Below are 23892 nucleotides of genomic sequence, written 5' to 3'. Positions count from 1 at the left end.
TAGTAAGGCATGTGAAAAAGCTGTTGCAACGATACCGTCTTGACAGGGCGACTATAATTGCCGGGCATTGCCAACGTCTTACTAAACAGTTTTCAAATAATCAGGAGATAAACATGGCAGTAACCAATTTGGCTGAACTGGATGCACTGGTCGCCCGCGTTAAGGAAGCCCAGCGTGAATTCGCCAGCTTCTCTCAAGAGCAGGTAGACAAGATCTTCCGTGCCGCCGCCCTGGCCGCCAACAACGCCCGTATCCCCCTGGCCCAGATGGCCGTGGAAGAATCCGGTATGGGTATCATCGAAGACAAGGTTATCAAGAACCACTTCGCCTCCGAATACATCTACAACAAGTACAAAGACGAGAAGACCTGCGGCATTCTGAGCGAAGATGATCAGATGGGTACCATCACCATCGCCGAGCCGGTAGGTATCATCTGTGGTATCGTTCCGACCACCAACCCGACCTCCACTGCGATCTTCAAATCCATGATCGCGCTCAAGACCCGCAACGCCATCATCTTCTCCCCGCACCCCCGTGCCAAGAACTCCACCAATACCGCTGCCAAGCTGGTACTGGATGCCGCTGTTGCCGCTGGTGCACCGAAAGACATCATCGGCTGGATCGACCAACCGTCTGTTGAGCTCTCCAACGCCCTGATGAAGCACGAAGACATCAACCTGATCCTGGCCACCGGTGGTCCGGGCATGGTGAAAGCAGCCTACTCCTCCGGTAAGCCTGCTATCGGTGTAGGTGCCGGTAACGTACCTATCGTTATCGACGAAACCGCCGACGTGAAGCGTGCCGTTGCCTCCATCCTGATGTCCAAGACTTTCGATAACGGTGTGGTCTGTGCTTCCGAGCAGGCAGTCATCGTTGTTGATGCCATCTACGACCAGGTTAAAGAGCGCTTTGCATCCCACAAGGGCCACGTGCTCTCCAAAGAAGATGCTGACAAGGTCCGTAAAGTCATCCTGATCAACGGTGCCCTGAACGCCAACATCGTTGGCCAGCCAGCCACCAAGATTGCCGAGATGGCAGGCGTGACTGTGCCGGCTGATACCAAGATCCTGATTGGTGAAGGCGTCAAGCTGTGTGCAGAAGATGAGTTTGCTCACGAGAAATTGTCCCCGCTGCTCGGTATGTTCCGTGCAAGCAGCTTCGAAAACGCCGTTGATATGGCCTGTGACATGGTCAACATCGGTGGTATCGGCCACACCTCAGGTCTGTACACCGACCAGGACCGCAACGCTGACCGCATCAAGTACTTCGGCGACAAGATGAAGACCGCGCGTATCCTGATCAACACTCCGTCTACCCAAGGCGGTATCGGTGACCTGTACAATTTCGCAATGGCACCGTCCCTGACCCTGGGTTGCGGCTCCTGGAGCGGTAACTCCATCTCCGAAAACGTGGGTCCGAAGCACCTGATCAACAAGAAGACAGTCGCAAAACGGGCAGAAAACATGCTGTGGCACAAACTTCCGAAATCCATCTACTTCCGTCGTGGTTCCCTGCCGATCGCTCTGAGCGACCTGGAAGGTAAAAAGCGTGCCATGGTCGTAACTGACCGCTTCCTGTTCAACAACGGCTACGCCGATGAACTGGTCAGCCTGCTGAAAGCACAGAATATGGAAGTGGAAGTATTCTACGAAGTAGAAGCTGACCCGACCCTGGCTGTGGTTCGCAAGGGTGCCGAGATGGCCAACTCCTTCAAACCGGACGTTATCCTGGCGCTGGGCGGTGGTTCACCGATGGATGCAGCCAAGATCATGTGGGTGATGTACGAACACCCGAACACTGCGTTCGAAGATCTGGCCATGCGCTTCATGGATATCCGCAAGCGTATCTACAAGTTCCCGAAAATGGGCGTGAAGGCCGAACTGGTCTGTATCACCACCACTTCCGGTACCGGCTCTGAAGTCACTCCGTTTGCAGTAGTAACCGATGAAGTGTCTGGTCAGAAGTATCCGCTGGCTGACTACGAGCTGACCCCGAACATGGCCATCGTTGATGCCAACCTGGTCATGGGCATGCCGAAGTCCCTGTGTGCCTTCGGTGGTATCGATGCCGTAACTCACGCCATGGAAGCCTATGTTTCCGTACTGGCTAACGAGTACTCCGACGGCCAGGCGCTGCAAGCCCTGAAAATGCTGAAAGAGTACCTGCCGTCCAGCTACCAGAACGGTGCCAACGACCCGATCGCTCGTGAGAAGGTGCACAATGCTGCCACCATCGCCGGTATCGCGTTCGCCAACGCCTTCCTGGGTGTGTGCCACTCCATGGCTCACAAACTGGGTGCCGAGTTCCACATTCCGCACGGTCTGGCTAACGCCCTGCTGATCAGCAACGTCATCCGCTACAACGCGAACGACAACCCGACCAAGCAGACTGCGTTCTCCCAGTACGACCGCCCGCAGGCTCGTCGTCGTTACGCCGAAGTCGCTGACCACCTGGGTCTGACTGCTGCCGGTGACCGCACCGCAGCCAAGATCGAGAAGCTGCTGACCTGGCTGGACGAGCTGAAGGCTACCCTGGGTATCCCGGCCTCTATCCGCGAAGCTGGCGTGACTGAAGCTGACTTCCTGGCCAAGGTTGACCAGCTGGCTATCGAAGCTTTCGATGACCAGTGCACCGGCGCCAACCCGCGCTACCCGCTGATCAGCGAGCTGAAGCAGGTTCTGCTGGACTCCTACTACGGTCGTCCGTTCACCGAAGCCGCTCCGGTAACTGCTGCCCCGGTTGAAGCCAAGGTTGAAGGTAAGAAGAAATCCAAGGCCTGATAACCGGTCCTGAGATAACAAGCCCGCGCACTGCGCGGGCTTTTTTTATCTGCCACTTGCCACTAATCACAGCCATCATCTCCCTGCCGATTGCGCTAGTGCAGCCCCTAACTTCCCAACCAACCAACTCGCCCCAGCCAATCCGCTATCAACATCCCAACCTGTGACTCTGTATTGATGGGCCCCTGTGATAACAAGAGCACGCTCCATCACCTCCTATCCCCTACCCCCAACGAATTACCCTGACGGGCAGATGTGAGCAGCCAACGCCATCTCAAGAGCTAAAGGTGTGATAAACAGGATTAGCGGAGCCTCGCTAACGCAACGCAGCAGAACTGCCGACTGGCGTACGTACAGGGCCAACCGACTGGCATGAATAGAGCAATGATAATGCGTAGAGAAAGCGGGAAAGACTGTCAGTGAAGAGAGTTGCAGCACCAGTTGCGCAACCGACACATCAGCAGTTGCCACAATGCAAAGATAAAAAAATGGCAGCCATCAGGCTGCCATCGGGAGAGCACAATTCAGCGATCAGAGGGTCGCAGCGACTTCATCGGAGATGGAGCCGTTGTGGTAAACCTCTTGCACATCGTCCAGATCTTCCAGCATATCGATCAAACGCATCAGCTTGGGTGCAGTTTCTGCATCCAGCTCCGCTTCGGTGGAGGGGATCATGGTCACTTCGGCGCTCTGGGCCTTGAAGCCGGCAGCTTCAAGACCATCCAGCACGGTACCGAAGTCGTTCGGGGTGGTGTACACCTCGATGGTGCCATCCTCTTCGGTGACCACGTCATCGGCGCCCGCTTCCAGCGCGGCATCCATCAGTGCATCTTCGTCTACCCCAACGAAGGTCAGCAGACCTTTCTTGCTGAACAGATAGGCGACGGAGCCGTCGGTGCCCAGGTTGCCACCGCACTTGCTGAAGGCGTGACGCACTTCGGCTACGGTACGGTTACGGTTGTCAGTCAGGCACTCTACCATCACGGCAGAGCCAGCCGGGCCGTAACCTTCGTATACGATGGTCTCGAGCTGTTCGCCATCGCCACCACCGGCGCCACGCTGAATGGCACGGTTGATGGTGTCGCGGGTCATGTTGTTGGTCAGGGCGGCAGTCACCGCAGCACGCAGACGCGGGTTGTTGGCGGGATCGGCATCACCCAGACGCGCGGAGGTAGTGATTTCGCGGATCAGCTTGGTGAAGATCTTGCCACGCTTGGCGTCCTGAGCGGCCTTGCGGTGTTTGATGTTGGCCCATTTACTGTGACCTGCCATAGAGACTCTCCGTTATTTTTTAAATGTCAGTAACACTGATCATGACTAACCCAAGGGAAACACAGAGGCCGCACGGCGGCGGCCTCCGGTGCCGGTATCGGCTTACTCGTCGCCCTTGACGGTGGTTGCAATCGCCAGCTCACCCAGTTGGGCGGCATTGGCAAGGCTGGGGGCGTCTGTCATCAGACAGGCAGCCGCGGTCGTTTTCGGGAAGGCGATGACATCCCGAATGTTTTCGGTGCCGGTCAGCAGCATGCTGAGACGGTCCAGACCGAAGGCCAGACCGGCGTGCGGCGGGGTGCCGTACTTCAGCGCATCCAGCAGGAAGCCGAATTTCAGGCGCTGCTCGGCCGGGGTGATACCCAGGATATCGAACACGGTGGACTGCATCTCGCTGTTGTGGATACGGACAGAGCCGCCACCCACTTCGTAGCCGTTGATCACCATGTCGTAGGCGTTGGCGTAAGCACCCACCGGATTGGCTTTCAGCTCGGCCGGGCTCATGTTGCTCGGCGCGGTGAACGGGTGGTGCATGGCGGCCAGACCACCTTCACCATCTTCCTCGAACATCGGGAAGTCGATAACCCACAGCGGTTTCCAGCTGTTCTCCAGCAGGCCCAGATCGCGACCCACTTTCAGACGCAGGGCGCCCATGGCATCGCAGACCACTTTCTTGCTGTCAGCGCCAAAGAAGATGATGTCGCCGTCGGCTGCGCCGGTACGGGCCAGGATCTCGCGCACGATGGCGTCAGAGAGGAACTTGGCAACCGGAGACTGCACGCCTTCGATACCATTGGCGGCTTCGTTGACCTTCATCCAGGCCAGGCCCTTGGCACCGTAGATGCCGACAAACTTGGTGTATTCGTCGATCTGCTTGCGAGAGAGCTCGGCACCGCCCGGGACTTTCAGGGCAGCCACACGGCCTTTCGGATCGTTGGCGGGGCCCGCGAACACGGCGAACGCGACAGCAGTCAGCAGGTCAGCCACATCAACCAGCTCCATCGGCAGACGCAGGTCCGGCTTGTCGGAGCCGTAGCGACGCATGGCTTCGTCGAAGGTCATGATCGGGAAGTCGCCCAGATCCACGTTCAGGATGTGCAGCCACAGTTTGCGGATCATCTCTTCCATCACTTCACGCACCTGCGGTGCGGTCATGAAGGAGGTCTCCACGTCGATCTGGGTGAATTCCGGCTGGCGGTCGGCACGCAGGTCTTCGTCACGGAAGCACTTGACGATCTGGTAGTAACGGTCGAAGCCGGACATCATCAGCAACTGCTTGAACAGCTGGGGTGATTGCGGCAGAGCGTAGAACTTGCCCTTGTGCACGCGGCTCGGCACCAGATAGTCACGGGCACCTTCCGGGGTGGCCTTGGTCAGCATCGGGGTCTCGATATCGAGGAAGCCGTGCTCATCCATGAAGCGGCGTACGAAGGCGCTGGCCTTGGCACGGGTCTTCAGGTACTTGGCCATCTCGGGACGACGCAGATCCAGGTAGCGATACTTGAGGCTGATCTCTTCGCTGTTGACCTGATTGAAGTCCAGCGGCAGCGGCTCGGCACGGTTGATGATGTTGAGTTCGTGGGCGAACACTTCGATGGCGCCAGTGGCCATGTCGCTGTTGCGCTGGGACTCGGGACGGGTGCGCACCACGCCGGTCACCTGGATGCAGAACTCGCCGCGCAGCTCGGAGGCCAGGGCGAACGCGTCCGGTTTGTCCGGATCGAAGAACACCTGAACGATCCCTTCCCGGTCGCGCATATCGATAAAGATCAGACCGCCGAGATCACGACGACGATGAACCCAACCGCACAATGTAATGGTCTGCCCTGCATGGGCCTCATTGACCTGTCCGCAATAGATAGAGCGCATGGACTTCTTCCTTCGAAATTGTAGAGAGACGGTTAACCTTGGGCCGCCGGGCACGACTGGCAAGCACCGTCTGTCTCACAGCTGGCCAGATTCTTTTTCTTACCCGGTTTGAAATCAGTCTCGTACCATCCGGTTCCCTTGAGCCGGAAGCCTGCCGCCGATATCAGCTTGACCAGATTCGGCTTGCTACAGGCCGGACAGTCGGTCAGGGGGGCATCGGAAAGCTTTTGCAGTTTTGCCAATTCATGGCCACAGACGTCGCAACGATATTCGTAGATAGGCATGGGTCACAAGAAATTGAAAAACAAAAGGGCTGGCATTATAGAGGAAAACCCCCTTTTGGGTAAAATGGCCAGCAGCCTCCTTTCGCCAGTTTTTTGCACTCGATGGCAAAAAGCGGGCAAAAAATCGGCACGAATGCACCAAGAGCGAAGAGATTAGCCACCATGAGCCTCTATTTGGGCCTGCCGCAGTGGTCCCACCCCAGCTGGCCCGGCCAGTTGCTGGGCCTTGGCGCCAAGCCTGCCGAACACCTCGCCCACTACGCCACCGTGTTCAATTCGGTGGAGGGTAACACCACCTTCTACGCCCTGCCGACCCCGGACACGGTACAGCGCTGGGCCGATGCGGTGCCCGATCACTTTCGTTTCAACTTCAAATTTCCGCAAACCATCAGCCACCAGAGCGATCTGGTGAGCGCAGACAAACAAGTCGCCGACTTTATTCGCCTGCTCGCCCCGCTGCACGACAAGCTGGGGCTGCTCACCCTGCAGTTGCCCGCCCGTTTCGGGCCACAGGGGCTGGCCAGACTGGCGGCCTTCATCGATCGGCTGCCGCGGGCGTTTCGCTACGCCCTCGAAGTGCGTCACCCTGAGTTCTTCGCCAAGGGGGAGGCCGAGCGGGCATTGAACCGGCTGCTGATGGAACAGGGGGTGAACCGGGTGATGCTCGACAGCCGGCCACTCTTCTCGGTGCCAGCAACCACGCCAGCCCTTGTCGATGCCCAGGGCAAGAAGCCACGCCTGCCGGTACATCTGCTGGCCACCGCCAACGCCCCCATGGTGCGCTTTATCGGCCTTCCGGATCCGGCGGCCAATCACCCCTTCCTGCCCAGCTGGCTCCCCCACTGGCGCCAGTGGCTCGCGGAGGGGAAAGATCTCTACCTCTATATACATACTGCCGACAACGCCCAAGCACCTGAGCTGGCCCGTCAGATCACCCGCTTGCTGGAGCAGGAGATGGCCCCGTGGCCGGGGGAAAACGATCGCGCACGGCAGGGAGTGCTGCGCTTTTAGCCAACCCATTCTGCGGCCATCGTTTCGCTGCAAAAAAAGTGCTTTTTTGTGGCGTGGCAAGCCCTGGCGTCAAGACAAACGGCCATCAATCCTCTACACTACCGCCCCAAGTAAGGGTCCGGAACATGGCCCGTACGAACAGGACAGGTCCAAAGGATTTCACGACCAGCCACCCCGTTCGTAAACAGGTGATAAATCTACTCTGATGGGTGTCACCCAACGACTCAATTGAACAATACAGCCGGGTGATGTCCCGACTGTCAGGTTGCGCCAGCATGCATACCAAAGATCAAATTTTTGCCGCCCCGATCGCCCGATTGGGAGACTTCTGTTTTGACGAACAGGTCGTCGACGTGTTTCCCGATATGATCCAGCGCTCGGTGCCGGGTTACAGCAACATCATCTCTGCCATCGGCATGATGGCCGCCCGCTACGCCCAACCCGAGAGCCGACTCTATGATCTCGGCTGCTCACTGGGCGCCGCGACCCAGGCGATGCGTCGCCATGTCAGCCAGCCCGGCTGCCGCATCACCGCGGTGGATCTCTCCCATCCGATGATCGAGCGTGCCCGCGCCCACCTCTCCGGTTTCAAATCCGAGGTGCCGGTGGAGCTGGTGGAAGCAGATATCTGCGACATCGAGATCGAGAACGCCTCCGTGGTGGTGCTCAACTTCACCCTGCAATTTGTCGAGCCCGAGAAGCGGGCTGCCCTGATCCAGCGCATTCACGATGGGCTGCGCCCGGGCGGGATCCTGATCCTGAGCGAAAAGTTCCGCTTCGAAGATGAACCGGTCAACGAGCTGCTCATCGATCTGCACCTCGACTTCAAGCGGGCCAACGGCTATAGCGAACTGGAGATCAGCCAGAAACGCACCGCCCTTGAGAACGTGATGCGCACCGACAGCCTGCCGGTGCATCAGGCTCGCCTACGGGACGCCGGTTTCGTCCATCAGGATCTCTGGTTCCAGTGCTTCAACTTCGGCTCCATGATTGCCATCAAATCCAGCGACGCCCAGCCATGATCGACTTTGCCAATTTCTATCAACTGATTGCCAAAAACCGGCTGAGCCACTGGCTGCATACCCTGCCCGCCCAGCTGCACGCCTGGCAACATGACAACCAGCATGGCGACCTGCCGCGCTGGAATCGAGCCCTCAACAAGCTGCCGGTGGTCTCCCCCGGCAACGTCGAGCTGAAAAGCCGGGTCGAAATCGGCTCTGCCGAGAGCCTTGGCGAAGGTGAACGCAAGAAGGTCGAGAGCCTGCTGCGCCACTTCATGCCCTGGCGCAAGGGGCCGTTCACCGTGCACGGCATCCACATCGATACCGAGTGGCGCTCTGACTGGAAGTGGGATCGGGTGCTGCCTCATATCAGCCCGCTCGAAGGCCGTTACGTGCTGGATGTGGGTTGCGGCAGCGGCTACCACCTCTGGCGCATGGTGGGTGAAGGGGCCAAGCTGGCGGTCGGCATCGACCCTAGCCCGCTGTTCCTCTGCCAGTTCGAGGCCATTCGCCACTTCGCGGGCAATGATCAGCGCGCCCACCTGTTGCCGCTCGGTATTCAGGAGCTACCTGAGCTGCGTGCTTTTGACACCGTCTTCTCCATGGGGGTGCTCTATCACCGCAAATCCCCCATCGAGCACATCGAGCAGTTGCGCAATCAATTGAAAGATGATGGCGAGCTGGTGCTGGAGACGCTGGTGATCGATGGCGGGGTCAACGACGTGCTGATGCCCACCGACCGCTACGGCAAGATGCGCAACGTCTGGTTTATTCCCTCAAGCCGCGCCCTCAAGCTGTGGGTCGAGCGCTGCGGCTTCACCGACGTACGGATAGTAGACGAGAATATGACCAGCACCGACGAACAGCGTCGTACCGACTGGATGATTAATGAATCCCTGAGTGACTATCTGGATCCAGACAATCCGGCACTCACGGTAGAAGGACACCCGGCGCCGAAACGTGCCGTACTGATTGCCCGCAAGGCCAAAGACTAGCCGATGGCGATTCAGGAAGTTACACTGACCCAATTCCAGGAAGCACAGTTAAATGAATGACATGAAAAGCAAATTAAAAGGAATGACCCTGCTCTCCCTGCTTAGTCTCGGCGGGTGTGTCAATATGGAAAAAGCGCCTCAGGTTCCTGCTCTGACGCTGGCCGAGCTTCGCAGCGAGCTGAGCCAGAGCGAGCAGCGCCTGCAAACATCCATGGAACAGCAACAGAAGCAGTATGTGCAGCAACAGCACCTGCTGGTTCAGCTCAACACAGATGTCACCAATATGAAAGAGTCCGTCAAGCAAGTAGACCACAAGCTCGCCACCCTCCCCTCCGAGCCGCCCAAGCCGATGGCCATCCCCACCGAGAAGTGCCCGGCCCCCAATCAGGGTCACACCATCGATGGCAAGCTGATGGTCGGTGAAGCCGAGTGGATCTGGGTTGATGCGGCCAACGACGCCTTCCAGGCGCGGGTCGATACCGGTGCGACCACCTCCTCCATCAGTGCGCAAGAGATCACCATTTTCGAGCGCAACGGCAAAAACTGGGTGCGCTTCTTCCTGAGCCATCAGGAAGTGGACGACAAGATCCAGATCGAAGCGCCGCTGGTACGCCATGTACGGGTGCGTCAGGCCTCTGCCGACGATCTGGACCGCCGTCCGGTGGTGCGTCTGGCCGTGCGCATTGGCGACATGACCGAGAAAGCCGAATTTACCCTGAAAGACCGTAGCGACATGACCTTCCCTGTGCTGCTGGGTCGCGAATTTTTGAAAGACATCGCCGTGGTTGATGTGGCCCGCGAATATATCCAACCCAAACCCAAGCTCAAGGATGTGAAATAATCCATGGTTTCCCGTAAGCCGTTCTATTTGCTGGTAGCCCTGCTGTACATTGTCGGCCTGGGAATGACGATCTATCACCATATCGCGTTGGATGTGCCGCTGACGCCCGGTGAAAAGCGCCAGATCTGGTCCATCGAAGCCAAGCTGGAGTTTGAGGCGACCGGTGAGCCGGTGATCGCCTCTCTGGCCATTCCGGGCACCCAGCCCGGTTTCACCCTGATGAACGAGAACGCCGCCAGCCCCGGCTACGGCCTCTCCTTTGTCGAGAAAGATGGCGATGCCCGCGCCGAGTGGTCCATCCGCACCGCCTCTGGCCGTCAGGAGCTCTATTACCGCGTCGACATGATGGCGGATGCCCACGCCAAACCGGCCGCCAATCCGCAGCCGCCTGCCATCGAGAAGCAGATCGAGAGTGAGCCTTATGCCACCGCGATGAAGCAAATCCTCGAGCGGGCACAGGAGCGCTCTGCCGATGGCTACACCCTGACTCGCGAGATCATCAAGGAGATCGAGAAGCAGGAGCAGAACGCCGAGCTGCTGAAAAAGCACAAGAGCCGCGCCAACCTGATAGCCGAGCTGCTCAACAATGCTGACGTCCCCACCCGCGTGGTGCATGCCCTGAATCTGGAAGATGGCCGCCGTCGTCAGGAGCTGGTGGATTACCTGCAGGTATTCAACAGCCCGACCGACTACAAGCTGTTCAACCCGCAAACCGGTGAACAGGGTCGTCCGGCCAACCTGCTGCTGTGGGAATACAACTCCGGCGCCCTGCTGGACGTGACCGGTGGTCACAACTCCCGTGTCAGCTTCTCGATGATCGAGCAGGAGCAGCCGGTCAGCGTGGCACTGGCGCAGAAGTTCGAAAAATCAGAGATGATGAACTTCTCCATCCACAGCCTGCCGCTGGAAGAGCAGACCCTGTTCAAGGGCTTGCTGCTGATCCCGATCGGCGTGCTGATGGTGGTGTTCCTGCGGGTTCTGGTGGGGATCAAGACCTCAGGTACCTTTATGCCGGTGCTGATCGCGGTCGCCTTTATCCAGACCTCACTGGTCACCGGCCTCATCGGCTTCCTGCTGATCGTCGGCACCGGTCTCATCATCCGCTCCTATCTGTCGCGGCTTAACTTGCTGCTGGTCGCCCGAATATCGGCCATCATCATCATGGTTATCTCGATGATCGGTATTTTCTCCGCGTTCGCCTTCAAGCTGGGGCTGACCGACGGTATGAAGATCACCTTCTTCCCGATGATCATCCTCTCCTGGACCATCGAACGGATGTCCATCCTGTGGGAAGAAGAGGGCCCGAAAGAGGTGTTCCGCCAGGGTGGTGGCTCTCTGCTGGTTGCCGTCATCGCCTATCTGGCCATGGATAACGAACTTATTCGTCACCTCACCTTCAACTTCCTCGGCCTGCAGCTGGTGCTGATGGCGACCGTGCTGTTGATGGGTAACTACACCGGCTACAAGCTGAGCGAACTGAAGCGCTTCAAGCCGCTGGTGGACGAGATGAAATCTGGCGTCACCCCGGGTAAGGACAAGTAACCGATGTGGTTCTGGGAAAAATACACAACCCCGTGGAGCCTGTCCCAATCAGGCATCCTCGGCATGAACAAGCGCAACCACTCCTACATCAGCCGCTACAATCCGCGCAGCCTCTATCCGCTGGTGGATGACAAGCTGCAGACCAAGCAAATTGCGCTGGATGCAGGGGTTACCGTGCCTGAGCTGATCGGTACCATCCGTGCCCAGCACGATGTGGGTCGCATCACCGAGCTGGTAAAAGATTGGCCGGGCTTCTGCATCAAGCCGGCCCGTGGCTCGGGCGGCAAGGGGATCCTGGTGATCCTGCGTCAGGAAGATGGCCTCTTCTATAAACCCAACGGCAGCGCCTCTACCGGTCAGGATCTGGAGCGCCATGTTTCCAACATTCTGGCGGGGCTCTATTCCCTCGGCGGCAAGCCCGACGTGGCTCTGGTCGAAGGCCTCATCAACTTTGATGATGTGTTCGACGGCTACTCCTTCGAAGGGGTACCTGATGCCCGGGTCATCATCTTCAAGGGGTTCCCGGTGATGGCGATGATGCGCCTCTCCACCGCCGCCTCGGACGGCAAGGCGAACCTGCACCAGGGCGCCGTGGGGGTGGGTCTGTGCCTGCGTACCGGTCGTGCCCTGCGGGCGGTGCAGTTTGGCAATCCGCTGCGCCACCATCCGGACACCGGCCTCGACCTCTATGAGCTCAAGGTGCCCCACTGGGATACCCTGCTCACCCTCGCCGCCTCCTGCTACGAGATGTCGGGTCTGGGTTATATCGGTACTGACATGGTGCTGGACAAGTTCCGCGGCCCCATGCTGCTGGAGCTCAATGCCCGTCCTGGTCTTGCCATCCAGATCGCCAACGGTCGCGGCCTGGTGCCCAACCTCAAGACCATCGAGAAGCTGGGGCAGGTGAAGATGAACGTGGAGCAGCGGGTCAATTTCGCCAAGGATCACTTCGGGATCTTTGAGGAGTAACGCCTCTGATTGTGAACTGAGCGCGCCTATGGCGCGCTTTTTTTATGGCGATTGTCTGTCGTCACATACCTTCCCAACCATAGATCAGCACCTCATTTCGAAACAACGAGTACGCCAGCGAACGGCTGCTTGGAATAGCGAGGAGAGCGATGGAACGATGGAACGATGGAACAATGGAACGAGAAGAGTGTGACCGGCGATATCAGGGGGATAGATGACTCACAGGTATAAAAAAACCGGCGCCAAGACGCCGGTTCTTCAAGGAGAGTACGACCCGATTACAGGGAGTCAGCATTCTCGGACAGGTACTTGGCAACGCCGTCCGGAGAGGCTTGCATACCTTTTTTGCCTTTTTCCCACTGAGCAGGGCACACTTCGCCGTGCTCTTCGTGGAATTGCAGGGCATCGACCATGCGCAGCATCTCGTCGATGTTGCGGCCCAGCGGCAGATCGTTGACAACCTGGTGACGAACGACACCGTTCTTGTCGATCAGGAAGGAGCCACGGAACGCCACGCCGGCTTCCGGATGCTCAACGTCATAGGCTTTGCAGATTTCGTGTTTCACGTCGGCGATCAGCGGGTACTTGACCTGACCGATACCGCCATCTTCCACTTTGGTGTTACGCCATGCATTGTGGGAGAACTGGGAATCGATGGAAACACCAATCACTTCCACGCCACGCTTCTGGAACTCTTCATAACGGTGATCGAAGGCAATCAGCTCGGACGGGCAGACGAAGGTGAAATCGAGCGGATAAAAGAAGACAACGGCAGCTTTGCCTTTGATGTGGGATGACAGGTTGAATGAATCAACGATCTCGCCATTACCCAGAACAGCTGCGGCGGTAAAATCGGGTGCGGGACGGCCTACCAATACCATATTCAATTCCTCTTTATGTGAAGTGAACAATCCGGTGAGGATTGGGCTACCTAGAGCCAAGTCCATCTAATTCAAGCGACAAACTATAGACCCGGTGGTAGATTAGTTAAATCAAATTAAATAGATAGCATTAATCGGGTTTTTCTATGCAACGTTGGCCCAGCCTCAAACAGCTGCAATATCTGGTCGCTCTCGATGAGCACAAGAACTTCAACCGCGCCGCCAAGGCCTGTCATGTCAGCCAGTCGACCCTGAGTACCGGGATCCAGACGCTGGAGGACATGATGAACCTGCAACTGGTGGAGCGGGACCACAAGAGCTTCATTATGACCCCGGTCGGCATGGAAATCGTCGAGCGCGCTCGCAATTTGCTCTCCGATGCGCGGGATCTGATGGAGCTCGGGCAACATCAGGGTGGCGTGATGCAGGGGACGGTACGTCTTGGCTGCATTCCCACCATCGCCCCCTTCCTGCTGAGCAAACTGCTGAAAGAGTGCAGCAAAACCTATCCTGACCTCGAATTGTTGCTGCGTGAAGACACCACCAGCAATCTGCTCAAGCAACTGGAACAGGGTCAGCTCGACTTGCTGATCCTCGCCCTGCCCATCGAGATCGGTGGATTTCACTGCAAGACCGTCGGCCAGGATCCGTTCCACATGGTGATGCCCGCCAGCATGGCGGCCGGTCTGCATACCCCGTTCGACTACAAGGAGCTGCCCAACCAGAGCATCTTCCTGCTGGAGCGGGAGCACTGCCTCACCGAGCACGCGGTGAGCGCCTGCCGCCTGCGGGACAAGAGCAAGATCAACCCGTTCGCCGCCACCAGCCTGCACACCCTGGTACAAATGGTGGAAGCGGGTCTTGGCACCACCTTCCTGCCGCAGATGGCCATCGATGCCGGCATTCTTGCCAACTCCGATCTGGTGGCCATCCCGCTGCCGGGAGAGACCTCCTATCGCGAGATCGGGCTGGTCTGGCGCCCCAGCACCACCCGGGTGCAGACCTTCTACAAACTGGCCGAGCTGCTTAAACCGCTGATCAGCCACAACGAGTGACAACAAACGCCAACCCTCGGGTTGGCGTTTTTCAGTTCCCCACCACATTTTTCCTCTCGGAGACTAGGTCTGGAGCCAGATCCCTGTTTATGATGGAAAAGTTGTCGCGTGCCCTCCTGCAGCCAGAACGATTTGGCAGGATATGGCGCTCGATAAATGTCTCGTTTGGTAGACCCGTCCGTGGAGAGAGCCCGATGTATCGCAAGCTGTTGCTATCCCTGCTGACTCTGCTGCTGGCCGCCTGCTCCAGCACGCCGGAGCCACCTCCGGCCCCCCGGCAGAGCAGTGCCTTCGATGGCTTCTACCAACAGTGGCGCGGTGTCCCTTACCGCATGGGCGGCGCCAGCCGCGCCGGGCTAGACTGCTCCGCCTTCACCCAGCTCGCCTACAGTCAAGTGCTGGGCTTCAACCTGCCAAGAACCACCGAATCTCAGGCCAGCATTGGCAAACCGGTGGATCGCTACCGGCTGCAACACGGGGATCTGGTCTTCTTCAAAACCGGCTGGCAACAGTACCATGTGGGGGTCTACACAGGTGCCGGCGAGTTTATTCACGCCTCCACCAGCAAGGGAGTGATCCGCTCCCGCCTCGACAACGTCTACTGGAACAGTCGCTACTGGCAGGCACGTCGGGTGACCCAGTAACCGCTCAAACGCCTGCTTGCGGCACAAGTTGCGTGCCGATACTCTCCGTCAATCCCTGTCGCTATGTCGGGACACACAACCCGCGCTTATAACTCAATTGGCCCCAAAGCCTGCATATCACACCATTTTGTGATAAGGTGGTGGCCAATTTTTAACACTTTCGCCTCTTTCTCATACGCTCTCTGTCCTGATTGACAACAAGCGAGGCAATAACAAGCAGCGCGCGGCGAAAGTGGAGTGTGGCGCGACACTGCCGGACGGGTGTCCCACAGCTGCAGTATCAAGGGTTAAATAGATAAGGAGATCGTGCAATGAAACAGTATCAAAGCTGGCTGGGGCAATACCTGATGAGTCGCCGTGACGGTGACCACGCCATGGCATGCGAGATGGCGAGTTCCATCTGCGAGTTCTGGCAGCAGCAGGGTGATGAAAACGAACTGGACAAGTGGCAGCAGATTTACCAGAACCATCTGGAAAAGACCACCTGATCCCGACCGTTGCCTTGCTGCCAGCCACCCGGTGTTGGCAGCAAGGCCACTCGCGACCAACCACCATCAGCCAACCCCTCTCCCCCAATTTTCCCGCTACGTTAAACCGCTACCTTCGTTCACTCGCGCTTTACCATCTTCATTTTGCTCTTGCGCACCGGCCTCTGTTCATTCCATCTCGGCAGCCATTTTCTGCGCCCAGTCGATAAAGGCCTGGATCTTGGGACACGCCCGATTGGGCAGGGTCGCCATGTAATAACGCTGCTCGCACTTGACCTCCAAGCCGGCAAAAGGGGCCACCAGCTCGTTGCGTGCCAGTCGCTTGCTCACCAGATTCTTGCGCCCCATGGCGATCCCGGCGTGATTCATGGCGGCGATGATGGCGAGATCCGAGCGATCAAAACCCATGCTCAGCGGGCATGCCTCGAGGCTGACCCCGGCGTGGCGAGCCCAGCAGCTCCATTCATCGGTATCCGAGTCAAATCCCCATGCCTGCCGATCATGGAGCAGCCGGCACAAGGACAAGTTGGCGGGATTGCCGACAAGCCCGTGCTGCTCGGCATACTCCGGGCTGCACACCGGCAGCATGAACTCATCCATCAGCGGGTGGATGGCAAGCCGCTCCGGGCTCTTCTCATCGAAATAGAGGGTCAAATCGATGCCATAACCATGCAGGTTGATGTTCTCGTTGCCGGTGATGATATTGAGCTCGATCTGCGGATGCAGGCGGGAGAAATCCGCCAACCTGGGCACCAGCCAGCACTGGGCGATGGAGGGACGCGAATAGATGGTCAGGGTACCGGAGAGCTCCTGATTCTTGATCTCCAGGATCTCCTGATTGATGAACTCCAGCGAAGATTTGAGCGCCCAGAACACCCGCTGCCCATCCGCCGTCAGTACCACCTTGCGGTGAAAACGCTCAAAGAGCTTGAACCCCAGCTCCTCTTCCAGCGCGCTGATCCGGTGACTCACGGCACTGGGACTCAGCGACAATTCATCAGCTGCCATGGCAAAGGATCCGTGGCGGGCGGCCGCCTCGAAGGTGTGCAGCTTGGCCAGCTGGTAGCCACTCAGCAGCTTGTTGCGCGATATGTAATTATCCCCGTTATACATTCATCCCCCTCTTCGCAATGGCCGCCGATGATACACCCACAGGCCACCTTCAGGATGAACCCAAAAGACCCAAAGAGTGTGATTTCGATAAATTGTGACCAATGTAGCGCCTTTGCATCATCTCATTTCATCCAAGTGGTCGATTTCATCATTTGTCAGCCCCACCTCATTTTCATTCAATAAGCGCATAAACAATCACACACAACAGATGTCGAGGCGCAGTATGAGTTCAGAGGTATGGGTCATCGCTACCTTGCTAAGTAGCATCGTTCTTATCGTGGTCACCATAGTGAAGGGCAAGGTTCATCCTTTCCTTGCCCTGCTGCTGGCGAGCTTCTATGTCGGCACCCTGATGGGGATGGAGCCCCTCAAGATGGTCAGCGCCATGGAAGAGGGCATTGGCGGCACGCTAGGCTTTCTCGCCGCCGTCATCGGTCTTGGCACCATACTCGGCAAGATGATGGAGGTGTCGGGGGCTGCAGAGCGCATCGGTCTCGCCCTGCAGAGATGCCGCTGGCTCTCGCCGGATGTCATCATGGTGCTGGTGGGTCTGGTGTGCGGCATCACCCTGTTTGTCGAAGTGGGGGTAGTGCTGCTGATCCCGCTCGCCTTCTCCATCGCCCGCAAGAACAATACCTCGCTGCTCAAGCTGGCTATTCCGCTCTGCACCGCCCTGATGGCCGTGCACTGCATAGTGCCGCCCCACCCTGCAGCCCTCTATGTCACCAATCAGCTGGGGGCTGACGTCGGCTCCGTCATCGTCTATGGCCTCGCGGTCGGGCTGTTTGCCTCGCTGGTGGGCGGCCCGCTGTTCCTCAAGCTGCTGGGTAACCGGCTCCCGTTCAAGAAGGTGCCCGCTGCCTTTGCCGACATCAAGGCGCGCGATGAGGCCACTCTCCCGACCTTGAGCGCCTCGCTCTTTACCGTGCTGCTGCCCATCCTGCTGATGCTGGCCAAGACGGTCGCTGAGCTCAATATGGAGCACGCCAGCCACCTCTATGTCGTGCTGGAGTTTATCGGCAACCCTATCACCGCCATGTTTATCGCCGCCTTCACCGCCTACTACGTGCTGGGGATCCGCCAGCAGATGAAGATGGAGGGACTGCTTAACAAGACCGAGGAGTGCTTCTCCTCCATCGCCAACATTTTGCTCATCATCGGTGCGGGTGGCGCCTTCAACGGGGTGCTCAAGGCAAGTGGCCTGGGCGATAGCCTGGCCACCATCCTCTCCCAGCTGGATATGCACCCCATTCTGCTGGCCTGGCTGGTGGCTATCGTGCTGCACGCCGCCGTGGGCTCCGCCACCGTCGCCATGATAGGCGCCACCGCCATTGTCTCCCCCATCATGGTGCACTACCCGAACATCAGCCCGGAGATCATGACCCTAGCCATCGGCTCCGGCGCCATTGGCTGCACCATGGTGACTGACTCTCTGTTCTGGCTGGTCAAGCAGTATTGCGGCGCCACCCTGAACGAAACGCTCAAGTACTACACCACCGCCACCTTTGTCGCCTCCCTGATGGCGCAGGCCGGTACCTTCCTGCTCTCTTTTATCGTGTAACAAGACCGAGAACACTATGAAAAACATCGACGTACAACAGCTCACAGCGCAATTTCCACTGGTGCAATCCCTGATCGCGCTTGAGCCAGTCACCTGGTTCAACCCCAACACCACCACTCTGGCTGCCGGTCTGCCCTATGTGGGACTCGATAACAACAATGTGGCGAACGCTTCCGCTCGGCTGGCCCGCTTCGCCCCCTACATGTGCGAAGCCTTCCCCGAGACCCACGCCAGCAACGGTATTCTGGAGTCCGAGATCGCCGCTATTCCGGCGATGCAGGCTACGCTCAACCGGCGCTACGGGGTTGAGGTCACCGGTCGACTGCTGCTGAAAAAAGACAGCCACCTGCCCATATCCGGCTCCATCAAGGCGCGCGGCGGTATCTACGAGGTGCTGACCCACGCCGAACAGTTGGCTATCAAGGCGGGACTGCTCTGCGAAGAGGATGACTACCGAAAACTGTTCAGCGACGAGTTTCGCCAGTTCTTCAGCCAGTACAGCATCGCAGTGGGCTCCACCGGCAACCTTGGCATGTCCATCGGCATCATGAGCGCCAAGCTCGGCTTTACCGTCACCGTCCACATGTCGGCCGATGCGCGGGAGTGGAAGAAGCGCAAGCTGCGTGAACACGGTGTCATCGTGGTCGAATATGCCGAAGATTACGGGGTGGCGGTGGAACAGGGGCGCAAAGAGGCCAAGCGCGATCCCAACTGCTTCTTTATCGACGACGAGAACTCCCGCACCCTGTTCCTCGGCTACTCGGTGGCGGGCGAGCGGGTGAAAAAGCAGTTCGACCAGATGGGTATCAAGGTGGATGCCGACCACCCGCTGTTCGTCTACCTGCCCTGCGGCGTAGGCGGCGGCCCGGGCGGGGTGGCCTTTGGTCTCAAGCTCGCGTTCGGGGATAACGTTCACTGCTTCTTCGCCGAGCCGACCCACTCCCCCTGCATGTTGCTAGGGGTCCATACCGGATTGCACGATACCATTGCGGTGCAGGATCTGGGCATCGACAACCTCACCGCAGCCGATGGCCTCGCGGTGGGGCGCGCCTCGGGTTTCGTCGGCCGTGCCATGGAGCGGCTGCTGGCGGGTTTCTACACCCTGAGCGATCAGGAGATGTATGACCTGCTGGGACTGCTGGCGCGCGATGAGCAGATCAAGCTGGAACCCTCTGCGCTGGCCGGCATGGCTGGCCCGTGGCGCGTAGCGGCCGAACCGGCATGGCAAACCGCGCAGGGACTGGACGCGGCAACCATGGCGCAGGCCACCCATCTGGTATGGGCCACTGGCGGTGGCATGGTGCCCGCCGAAGAGATGGCAAAGTACCTGGCCAGCGCCAAGATCTAGGCTGTTTTGCCACTTTTATCTGCAAATCAACCCGCCATCACGGCGGGTTTTCTGTTTTGGGAACAAGGGGATGGGACAGTTCTGTCGCAATCCATGGCGACAATTTCCCCAAGTTGGTCAGTTTGTGCTAAAATGGCGCTCATTTTTTGACATCTCGCGTCACGTTCGCCGCCAGATTGCCCATCGGGCTCTCTGCCCGGGTCGTGACTTTGCACCATCATGCCTGATGATGTTCCCCCCAGGATGAGCCGACAGGCTCCCGTCAAGGTGGGCACCCTCAAGGGCACATGAGATAAGGAGATCGGGTAATGAAACAATATCAAAGCTGGCTGGGAGATTATCTGATGAGCCGACGTGACGGAGATCACGCGATGGCTTCGGAACTTGCCAACACCATCTGCGCCTTCTGGAAGGCTCAGGGCGATGAAGCAGAAACCAGCAAATGGCAGCAACGCTATCAGCAACACGTAGAGCAGGCGCAATAAGCCCCTGCACTCTTTCGCGATAAAAAAACCGGCACTCATGGCGCCGGTTTTGCGTTTCTGGCAAGCAGCAGATTACATCTGGTCGATCATGTCCTGAGCAAACTGGGAGCAGGAGCGCAGGGTGGCCCCTTCCATCAGACGCTCGAAGTCATAAGTGACGGTCTTGTTGCGGATCGCCGCTTCCATACCCTTGATGATGAGATCGGCCGCTTCAACCCAGCCCATGTGGCGCAGCATCATCTCGGCGGAGAGGATGAGGGAGCCCGGGTTGACCTTGTCCTGACCGGCATACTTCGGTGCAGTACCGTGGGTCGCTTCGAACAGGGCCACGCCGTCACCGATGTTGGCACCCGGTGCGATGCCGATACCGCCTACCTGAGCGGCCAGCGCATCGGAGATGTAGTCACCGTTGAGGTTCATACAGGCGATGACGTCATACTCGGCCGGACGCAGCAGGATCTGCTGCAGGAAGGCATCGGCGATGACATCCTTGATGACGATGGTCTTGCCGGTTTTCGGGTTCTTGAAGGAGCACCATGGGCCGCCGTCGATCAGCTGGGCACCGTACTCGTTCTGAGCCAGAGCATAGCCCCAATCCTTGAAGGCACCTTCGGTGAACTTCATGATGTTGCCCTTGTGCACCAGGGTCACGGAGTCGCGATCGTTGTCGATGGCATACTCGATGGCAGCACGCACCAGACGCTCGGTACCGGCCTTGGACATCGGCTTGATGCCGATCCCGCAGGACTCCGGGAAGCGAATTTTCTTCACGCCCATCTCGTTTTGCAGGAAGGCGATCACCTTGTTCGCTTCAACGCTGTCGGCCTTCCACTCGATACCAGCGTAGATATCTTCGGCGTTCTCGCGGAAGATCACCATGTCGGTCAGATCAGGACGCTTGACCGGGCTCGGGGTGCCGTCGTAGTAACGCACTGGACGCAGGCAGATGTAGAGATCCAGCTCCTGACGCAGGGCTACGTTGAGGGAGCGAATACCGCCACCGACCGGAGTAGTCAGCGGGCCCTTGATGGCCACGCAATATTCACGAATGAAATCCAGGGTTTCGGCCGGCAGCCAGGCACCTTCGCCATAGACATGAGTCGACTTCTCGCCGGTATAGATCTCCATCCAGGCGATCTTGCGCTCGCCCTTGTAGGCTTTCTCGACCGCAGCATTCACCACATTCAACATGGCCGGGGTTACGTCAACACCGATGCCATCCCCTTCAATAAACGGAATGATCGGATGGTTGGGAACCTGCAGCTTGCCGTTGGCATCGACTGTGATTTTCTGACCTTGGGTCGGGATTACTACTTTGCTTTCCATCGGCATCTCCTAACTTCCGTTTGTTATCAACTTGTTTGTTGCGCGCGGCCATCTTAGCCCATTCATTTTCATAATAAAACGACAAGAAAGCATGTCAGACCAAAGAGGTAGCCACCCGCCAGTGCGCCGTCACCACGCCTTCCCGACACAGCCCCGTTATCCCTCCAGCTCGCTGGCCGCAGCCTGCGGCTGACTCAGGGAACGATACTGGGAAGGGGTCAAACCGGTCTTCTGTTTGAACACCCGGCAGAAGTAGTTCACGTCACTGTAACCGCAGCGACTGGCCACCTCTTCAAGACGAAAGCGGTACTTTTTCAGCATGAATTTGGCCCGATCGATCCGCACCCAGCTGATGTAATCGGCAAGGCGCATATGACCCTGCTCGCGGAACAGGTGGGAGAGATGGCTGGCCGAGACGTTGAAACGATGGGCGATGGAGTCACGGGTGATGGAGCGGTGAAAGTTCTCCTGGATATAGATGCAGATCCCGTGAAAGAGCTCTGCCCCCCGTGGCCGATCCGTGGCGGACTCCAGCAACAGCTGACGGGCACTCGCCAGCAGAGCCTGCAGCAGGTGATCATCGGTGGGGGAGCGACCGGGATCCTCGGTCAGTACGTTCAGCGCCGCCAAAATGTGTTCGATCACATGGCCCGCCCGCGCCATGATGCTGTGCTTTTGCACATCGAAAAAGTCCGGATCTTCACGGCGCTTGCTCACCAGGCTGAACCCCAGCTGGCGTTTGCCAAACAGCAGGCTCAGCACCGAGCAGTCGGTGGTCCAGAGCGGCTTGTTCCAGCCGTTGGGAGGGATATAGAGCGCCTGTCCCGGCAATACACTGATCTCTCTGACCCCCTCCTCCCTGTCCCAAATTTGGTTGAGATACTCGCCGCTAAAGACCAGCTCGAGGCGGGGAAAGTTGACCTGATAGCTGAAACTGGGTGGCACCCCCTGTTCACTGGCAAACCAGATTTGGTCAAATGGAACCTGTTCGCTCAGGGCTCCGTCGAGCAGTTGGCTGAAGATGAGAGACATGGTGATCCTGATCAAGAGAGAGGCAAGCGGTTGCGGCGCGCACGACCGCCCATGTTATAGTCCGGTCCACAGCAGTAATGCCACCCTTTTCTGCACCCGATTTTCTTCAAACTAGACGAGGCGTCCCTTATGAGCAGTAGCGATCTGCCCTCCTTTCTGTTGATGCAAAACCCGATTCAAGGCTATGACTGGGGCAGTCATGACTCCCTCACCACCCTGTTTGGCATTCCCAACCCGCAAGGCAAACCCCAGGCCGAGCTCTGGATGGGGGCTCACCCCAACGGCTGCTCCGAGGTGACGCTGGCGGGCAGTGTGCAAAAGCTCTCTTCGGTGATCGACAGGGCTCCGGCCGCCGCGCTGGGTGAGGCCACCTTCGCCCGTTTTGGCAGCCTGCCGTTCCTGTTCAAGGTGTTGTGTGCCGAGAAGGCTCTCTCCATTCAGGTGCACCCGAGCAAGGCTCAGGCCGAAGCGGGCTTTGCCAAAGAGGAGGCCGCAGGCATCGATATCAAGGCGAGCAATCGCAACTACAAGGACCCGAACCATAAGCCGGAGCTGGTGTTTGCCCTCACCCCCTATCAGGCGATGAACGGCTTTCGCGCCATTCCCGCCATTCTGGCACTGTTCGAGCGGGTCAATCTGGCGGCCATCGCCGATCTGACCGCTGCCCTTGCCGCCAGCCAGAATGAAGCGGGCCTGCAGCACTTCTTCCACCAGCTGCTGGTACTGGAAGGGGTGTGCAAGGAGGAGGCGCTGGCAGGGCTGCTGACCTATGCCGCCGCCCATCAGGATGAGGAGACGTTTGCCCTTATCACCAGTCTGGCGGCCCAGTACCCGGGAGATGTGGGCCTATTCTCGCCGCTGCTGCTCAACGTGGTGACGCTTGAGCCAGGTCAGGCGATGTTCCTCGATGCCTGTACCCCGCACGCCTATGTGCGCGGCACGGGTCTCGAGATCATGGCCAACTCCGACAACGTACTGCGCGCCGGCCTCACCCCCAAATACATCGATGTGGCAGAGCTTTTGGATTGCACCCGCTGCTTGCCCAAGCCGGATGACCAGATCCTGCTGGCCCCCCGCTGTGATGGCGCGGTACAGCACTTCGACGTGCCGGTACCTGACTTCACTTTCAGCGTCTACCCGGCTGGCGAGCATCAGCTCACCACTGCCAGCGCCGAGATCCTGTTTGCCATCGATGCAACCGTGATCCTCAAGCAGGGCGAACAGTCACTGCGTCTGGAAAAGGGGCAATCAGCCTTTATTCCTGCAGCGACTGGCAGTTATCAACTGCTGGCCGAAGGGCGGGTCGCCCGCGCCGGCAACCGCTGCTAATCAGCATAAGAGCCGACTCTCGTTGGAGGGGGAATATGCCTCCCCCTCCCAACAGAGCAATATGGC

The 23892-nt window shown here is 58.4% G+C and carries 21 protein-coding genes; 14 read left to right on the top strand and 7 right to left on the bottom strand.

Features of this window, described 5'->3' with window-relative positions:
* The first annotated feature begins 113 nt into the window (after positions 1-113).
* Positions 114-2780: a bifunctional acetaldehyde-CoA/alcohol dehydrogenase gene (adhE, locus tag AACR14_RS14255; protein WP_019446648.1), complete on the top strand. Its 2667-nt coding sequence runs from the start codon at positions 114-116 to the stop codon at positions 2778-2780.
* Between the two features lie 531 nt (positions 2781-3311).
* Here adhE and AACR14_RS14250 read toward each other — a convergent pair.
* The 3 genes from AACR14_RS14250 to AACR14_RS14240 form a co-directional block, all read right to left on the bottom strand.
* On the bottom strand, positions 3312-4052 hold the full coding sequence (locus AACR14_RS14250) for a YebC/PmpR family DNA-binding transcriptional regulator (protein ID WP_005337681.1): 741 nt from the start codon (positions 4050-4052) through the stop codon (positions 3312-3314).
* A gap of 102 nt (positions 4053-4154) precedes the next feature.
* Complete coding sequence (aspS, locus tag AACR14_RS14245) at positions 4155-5921, bottom strand: aspartate--tRNA ligase (RefSeq protein ID WP_019446647.1); 1767 nt, start codon at positions 5919-5921, stop codon at positions 4155-4157.
* Positions 5922-5953: 32 nt separating this feature from the next.
* Complete coding sequence (locus AACR14_RS14240) at positions 5954-6205, bottom strand: FmdB family zinc ribbon protein (RefSeq protein WP_005337686.1); 252 nt, start codon at positions 6203-6205, stop codon at positions 5954-5956.
* Positions 6206-6367: 162 nt separating this feature from the next.
* On the opposite strand from AACR14_RS14240, the gene AACR14_RS14235 reads away from it, so the two are divergent.
* From AACR14_RS14235 to AACR14_RS14210, 6 genes are all read left to right on the top strand, one after another.
* On the top strand, positions 6368-7216 hold the full coding sequence (locus AACR14_RS14235) for a DUF72 domain-containing protein (protein WP_019446646.1): 849 nt from the start codon (positions 6368-6370) through the stop codon (positions 7214-7216).
* 275 nt (positions 7217-7491) lie between these two features.
* Entirely contained in the window at positions 7492-8238 is a 747-nt protein-coding gene (gene cmoA / locus AACR14_RS14230; RefSeq protein WP_005353159.1) for a carboxy-S-adenosyl-L-methionine synthase CmoA, read from the top strand.
* On the top strand, positions 8235-9212 hold the full coding sequence (cmoB, locus tag AACR14_RS14225; RefSeq protein ID WP_019446645.1) for a tRNA 5-methoxyuridine(34)/uridine 5-oxyacetic acid(34) synthase CmoB: 978 nt from the start codon (positions 8235-8237) through the stop codon (positions 9210-9212). The genes cmoA and cmoB overlap by 4 nt, the downstream gene beginning before the upstream one ends.
* A gap of 52 nt (positions 9213-9264) precedes the next feature.
* Positions 9265-10053 carry an ATP-dependent zinc protease family protein gene (locus AACR14_RS14220; protein WP_005337698.1) on the top strand — a complete coding sequence of 263 codons (789 nt, stop codon included), beginning with the start codon at positions 9265-9267 and terminating at the stop codon, positions 10051-10053.
* 3 nt (positions 10054-10056) lie between these two features.
* Positions 10057-11595, top strand: coding sequence for an inactive transglutaminase family protein (locus AACR14_RS14215; RefSeq protein ID WP_005337699.1), 1539 nt, complete (start codon positions 10057-10059; stop codon positions 11593-11595).
* A gap of 3 nt (positions 11596-11598) precedes the next feature.
* Positions 11599-12564, top strand: a complete 966-nt coding sequence (locus AACR14_RS14210) for an alpha-L-glutamate ligase-like protein (RefSeq protein WP_005353164.1) — start codon at positions 11599-11601, stop codon at positions 12562-12564.
* Positions 12565-12842: 278 nt separating this feature from the next.
* Here AACR14_RS14210 and AACR14_RS14205 read toward each other — a convergent pair whose 3' ends face one another.
* On the bottom strand, positions 12843-13445 hold the full coding sequence (locus tag AACR14_RS14205; RefSeq protein ID WP_005337701.1) for a peroxiredoxin C: 603 nt from the start codon (positions 13443-13445) through the stop codon (positions 12843-12845).
* Between the two features lie 146 nt (positions 13446-13591).
* On the opposite strand from AACR14_RS14205, the gene AACR14_RS14200 reads away from it, so the two are divergent.
* The 3 genes from AACR14_RS14200 (at position 13592) to AACR14_RS14190 (ending at position 15632) form a co-directional block, all read left to right on the top strand.
* Positions 13592-14500: a hydrogen peroxide-inducible genes activator gene (locus AACR14_RS14200; RefSeq protein WP_005337702.1), complete on the top strand. Its 909-nt coding sequence runs from the start codon at positions 13592-13594 to the stop codon at positions 14498-14500.
* A gap of 194 nt (positions 14501-14694) precedes the next feature.
* Complete coding sequence (locus tag AACR14_RS14195; protein ID WP_005337703.1) at positions 14695-15144, top strand: C40 family peptidase; 450 nt, start codon at positions 14695-14697, stop codon at positions 15142-15144.
* A gap of 311 nt (positions 15145-15455) precedes the next feature.
* Positions 15456-15632 carry a hypothetical protein gene (locus AACR14_RS14190; protein WP_005337704.1) on the top strand — a complete coding sequence of 59 codons (177 nt, stop codon included), beginning with the start codon at positions 15456-15458 and terminating at the stop codon, positions 15630-15632.
* 168 nt (positions 15633-15800) lie between these two features.
* On the opposite strand, the gene dsdC is transcribed toward AACR14_RS14190, so the two are convergent.
* On the bottom strand, positions 15801-16745 hold the full coding sequence (gene dsdC, locus AACR14_RS14185; RefSeq protein ID WP_019446644.1) for a DNA-binding transcriptional regulator DsdC: 945 nt from the start codon (positions 16743-16745) through the stop codon (positions 15801-15803).
* Between the two features lie 223 nt (positions 16746-16968).
* Here dsdC and dsdX point away from each other — a divergent pair, with 223 nt between their 5' ends.
* From dsdX to AACR14_RS14170, 3 genes are all read left to right on the top strand, one after another.
* Entirely contained in the window at positions 16969-18306 is a 1338-nt protein-coding gene (gene dsdX / locus AACR14_RS14180; RefSeq protein WP_026035099.1) for a D-serine transporter DsdX, read from the top strand.
* 16 nt (positions 18307-18322) lie between these two features.
* A complete protein-coding gene (locus tag AACR14_RS14175) occupies positions 18323-19654 on the top strand; it encodes a D-serine ammonia-lyase (RefSeq protein WP_019446642.1) in 1332 nt (443 codons plus the stop codon).
* Positions 19655-19962: 308 nt separating this feature from the next.
* Positions 19963-20139, top strand: coding sequence for a hypothetical protein (locus tag AACR14_RS14170; RefSeq protein WP_005337712.1), 177 nt, complete (start codon positions 19963-19965; stop codon positions 20137-20139).
* Between the two features lie 72 nt (positions 20140-20211).
* Here the strand turns inward: AACR14_RS14170 and icd are convergent, their stop codons facing one another.
* Both icd and AACR14_RS14160 read right to left on the bottom strand, forming a co-directional pair.
* Entirely contained in the window at positions 20212-21465 is a 1254-nt protein-coding gene (gene icd / locus AACR14_RS14165; RefSeq protein ID WP_019446641.1) for an NADP-dependent isocitrate dehydrogenase, read from the bottom strand.
* A 156-nt stretch (positions 21466-21621) separates the two neighbouring features.
* On the bottom strand, positions 21622-22497 hold the full coding sequence (locus AACR14_RS14160) for a helix-turn-helix transcriptional regulator (RefSeq protein ID WP_019446640.1): 876 nt from the start codon (positions 22495-22497) through the stop codon (positions 21622-21624).
* Positions 22498-22626: 129 nt separating this feature from the next.
* Between AACR14_RS14160 and manA the strand changes: the two genes are divergently transcribed.
* A complete protein-coding gene (gene manA, locus AACR14_RS14155; RefSeq protein ID WP_019446639.1) occupies positions 22627-23826 on the top strand; it encodes a mannose-6-phosphate isomerase, class I in 1200 nt (399 codons plus the stop codon).
* Positions 23827-23892: the final 66 nt, after the last annotated feature.

It is taken from the genome of Aeromonas sp. 159 (genome assembly GCF_963862045.1).
Lineage (GTDB): Bacteria > Pseudomonadota > Gammaproteobacteria > Enterobacterales > Aeromonadaceae > Aeromonas > Aeromonas veronii.
The sequence above is the reverse complement of the archived record's forward strand: the minus strand, read 5'-3'. Positions and strand labels throughout refer to the sequence as shown.

What these genes read in the sequence shown, in the direction of transcription:
- AACR14_RS14205 (WP_005337701.1), bottom strand. Translation starts at nt 13,445, where the DNA reads ATGGTATTGGTAGGCCGTCCCGCACCCGATTTTACCGCCGCAGCTGTT.
- AACR14_RS14160 (WP_019446640.1), bottom strand. Translation starts at nt 22,497, where the DNA reads ATGTCTCTCATCTTCAGCCAACTGCTCGACGGAGCCCTGAGCGAACAG.
- AACR14_RS14250 (WP_005337681.1), bottom strand. Translation starts at nt 4,052, where the DNA reads ATGGCAGGTCACAGTAAATGGGCCAACATCAAACACCGCAAGGCCGCT.
- AACR14_RS14170 (WP_005337712.1), top strand. Translation starts at nt 19,963, where the DNA reads ATGAAACAATATCAAAGCTGGCTGGGAGATTATCTGATGAGCCGACGT.
- aspS (WP_019446647.1), bottom strand. Translation starts at nt 5,921, where the DNA reads ATGCGCTCTATCTATTGCGGACAGGTCAATGAGGCCCATGCAGGGCAG.
- AACR14_RS14190 (WP_005337704.1), top strand. Translation starts at nt 15,456, where the DNA reads ATGAAACAGTATCAAAGCTGGCTGGGGCAATACCTGATGAGTCGCCGT.
- cmoB (WP_019446645.1), top strand. Translation starts at nt 8,235, where the DNA reads ATGATCGACTTTGCCAATTTCTATCAACTGATTGCCAAAAACCGGCTG.
- AACR14_RS14175 (WP_019446642.1), top strand. Translation starts at nt 18,323, where the DNA reads ATGAAAAACATCGACGTACAACAGCTCACAGCGCAATTTCCACTGGTG.
- AACR14_RS14210 (WP_005353164.1), top strand. Translation starts at nt 11,599, where the DNA reads ATGTGGTTCTGGGAAAAATACACAACCCCGTGGAGCCTGTCCCAATCA.
- icd (WP_019446641.1), bottom strand. Translation starts at nt 21,465, where the DNA reads ATGGAAAGCAAAGTAGTAATCCCGACCCAAGGTCAGAAAATCACAGTC.
- AACR14_RS14235 (WP_019446646.1), top strand. Translation starts at nt 6,368, where the DNA reads ATGAGCCTCTATTTGGGCCTGCCGCAGTGGTCCCACCCCAGCTGGCCC.
- AACR14_RS14240 (WP_005337686.1), bottom strand. Translation starts at nt 6,205, where the DNA reads ATGCCTATCTACGAATATCGTTGCGACGTCTGTGGCCATGAATTGGCA.
- AACR14_RS14220 (WP_005337698.1), top strand. Translation starts at nt 9,265, where the DNA reads ATGAATGACATGAAAAGCAAATTAAAAGGAATGACCCTGCTCTCCCTG.
- AACR14_RS14200 (WP_005337702.1), top strand. Translation starts at nt 13,592, where the DNA reads ATGCAACGTTGGCCCAGCCTCAAACAGCTGCAATATCTGGTCGCTCTC.
- dsdC (WP_019446644.1), bottom strand. Translation starts at nt 16,745, where the DNA reads ATGTATAACGGGGATAATTACATATCGCGCAACAAGCTGCTGAGTGGC.
- adhE (WP_019446648.1), top strand. Translation starts at nt 114, where the DNA reads ATGGCAGTAACCAATTTGGCTGAACTGGATGCACTGGTCGCCCGCGTT.
- manA (WP_019446639.1), top strand. Translation starts at nt 22,627, where the DNA reads ATGAGCAGTAGCGATCTGCCCTCCTTTCTGTTGATGCAAAACCCGATT.
- cmoA (WP_005353159.1), top strand. Translation starts at nt 7,492, where the DNA reads ATGCATACCAAAGATCAAATTTTTGCCGCCCCGATCGCCCGATTGGGA.
- AACR14_RS14215 (WP_005337699.1), top strand. Translation starts at nt 10,057, where the DNA reads ATGGTTTCCCGTAAGCCGTTCTATTTGCTGGTAGCCCTGCTGTACATT.
- AACR14_RS14195 (WP_005337703.1), top strand. Translation starts at nt 14,695, where the DNA reads ATGTATCGCAAGCTGTTGCTATCCCTGCTGACTCTGCTGCTGGCCGCC.
- dsdX (WP_026035099.1), top strand. Translation starts at nt 16,969, where the DNA reads ATGAGTTCAGAGGTATGGGTCATCGCTACCTTGCTAAGTAGCATCGTT.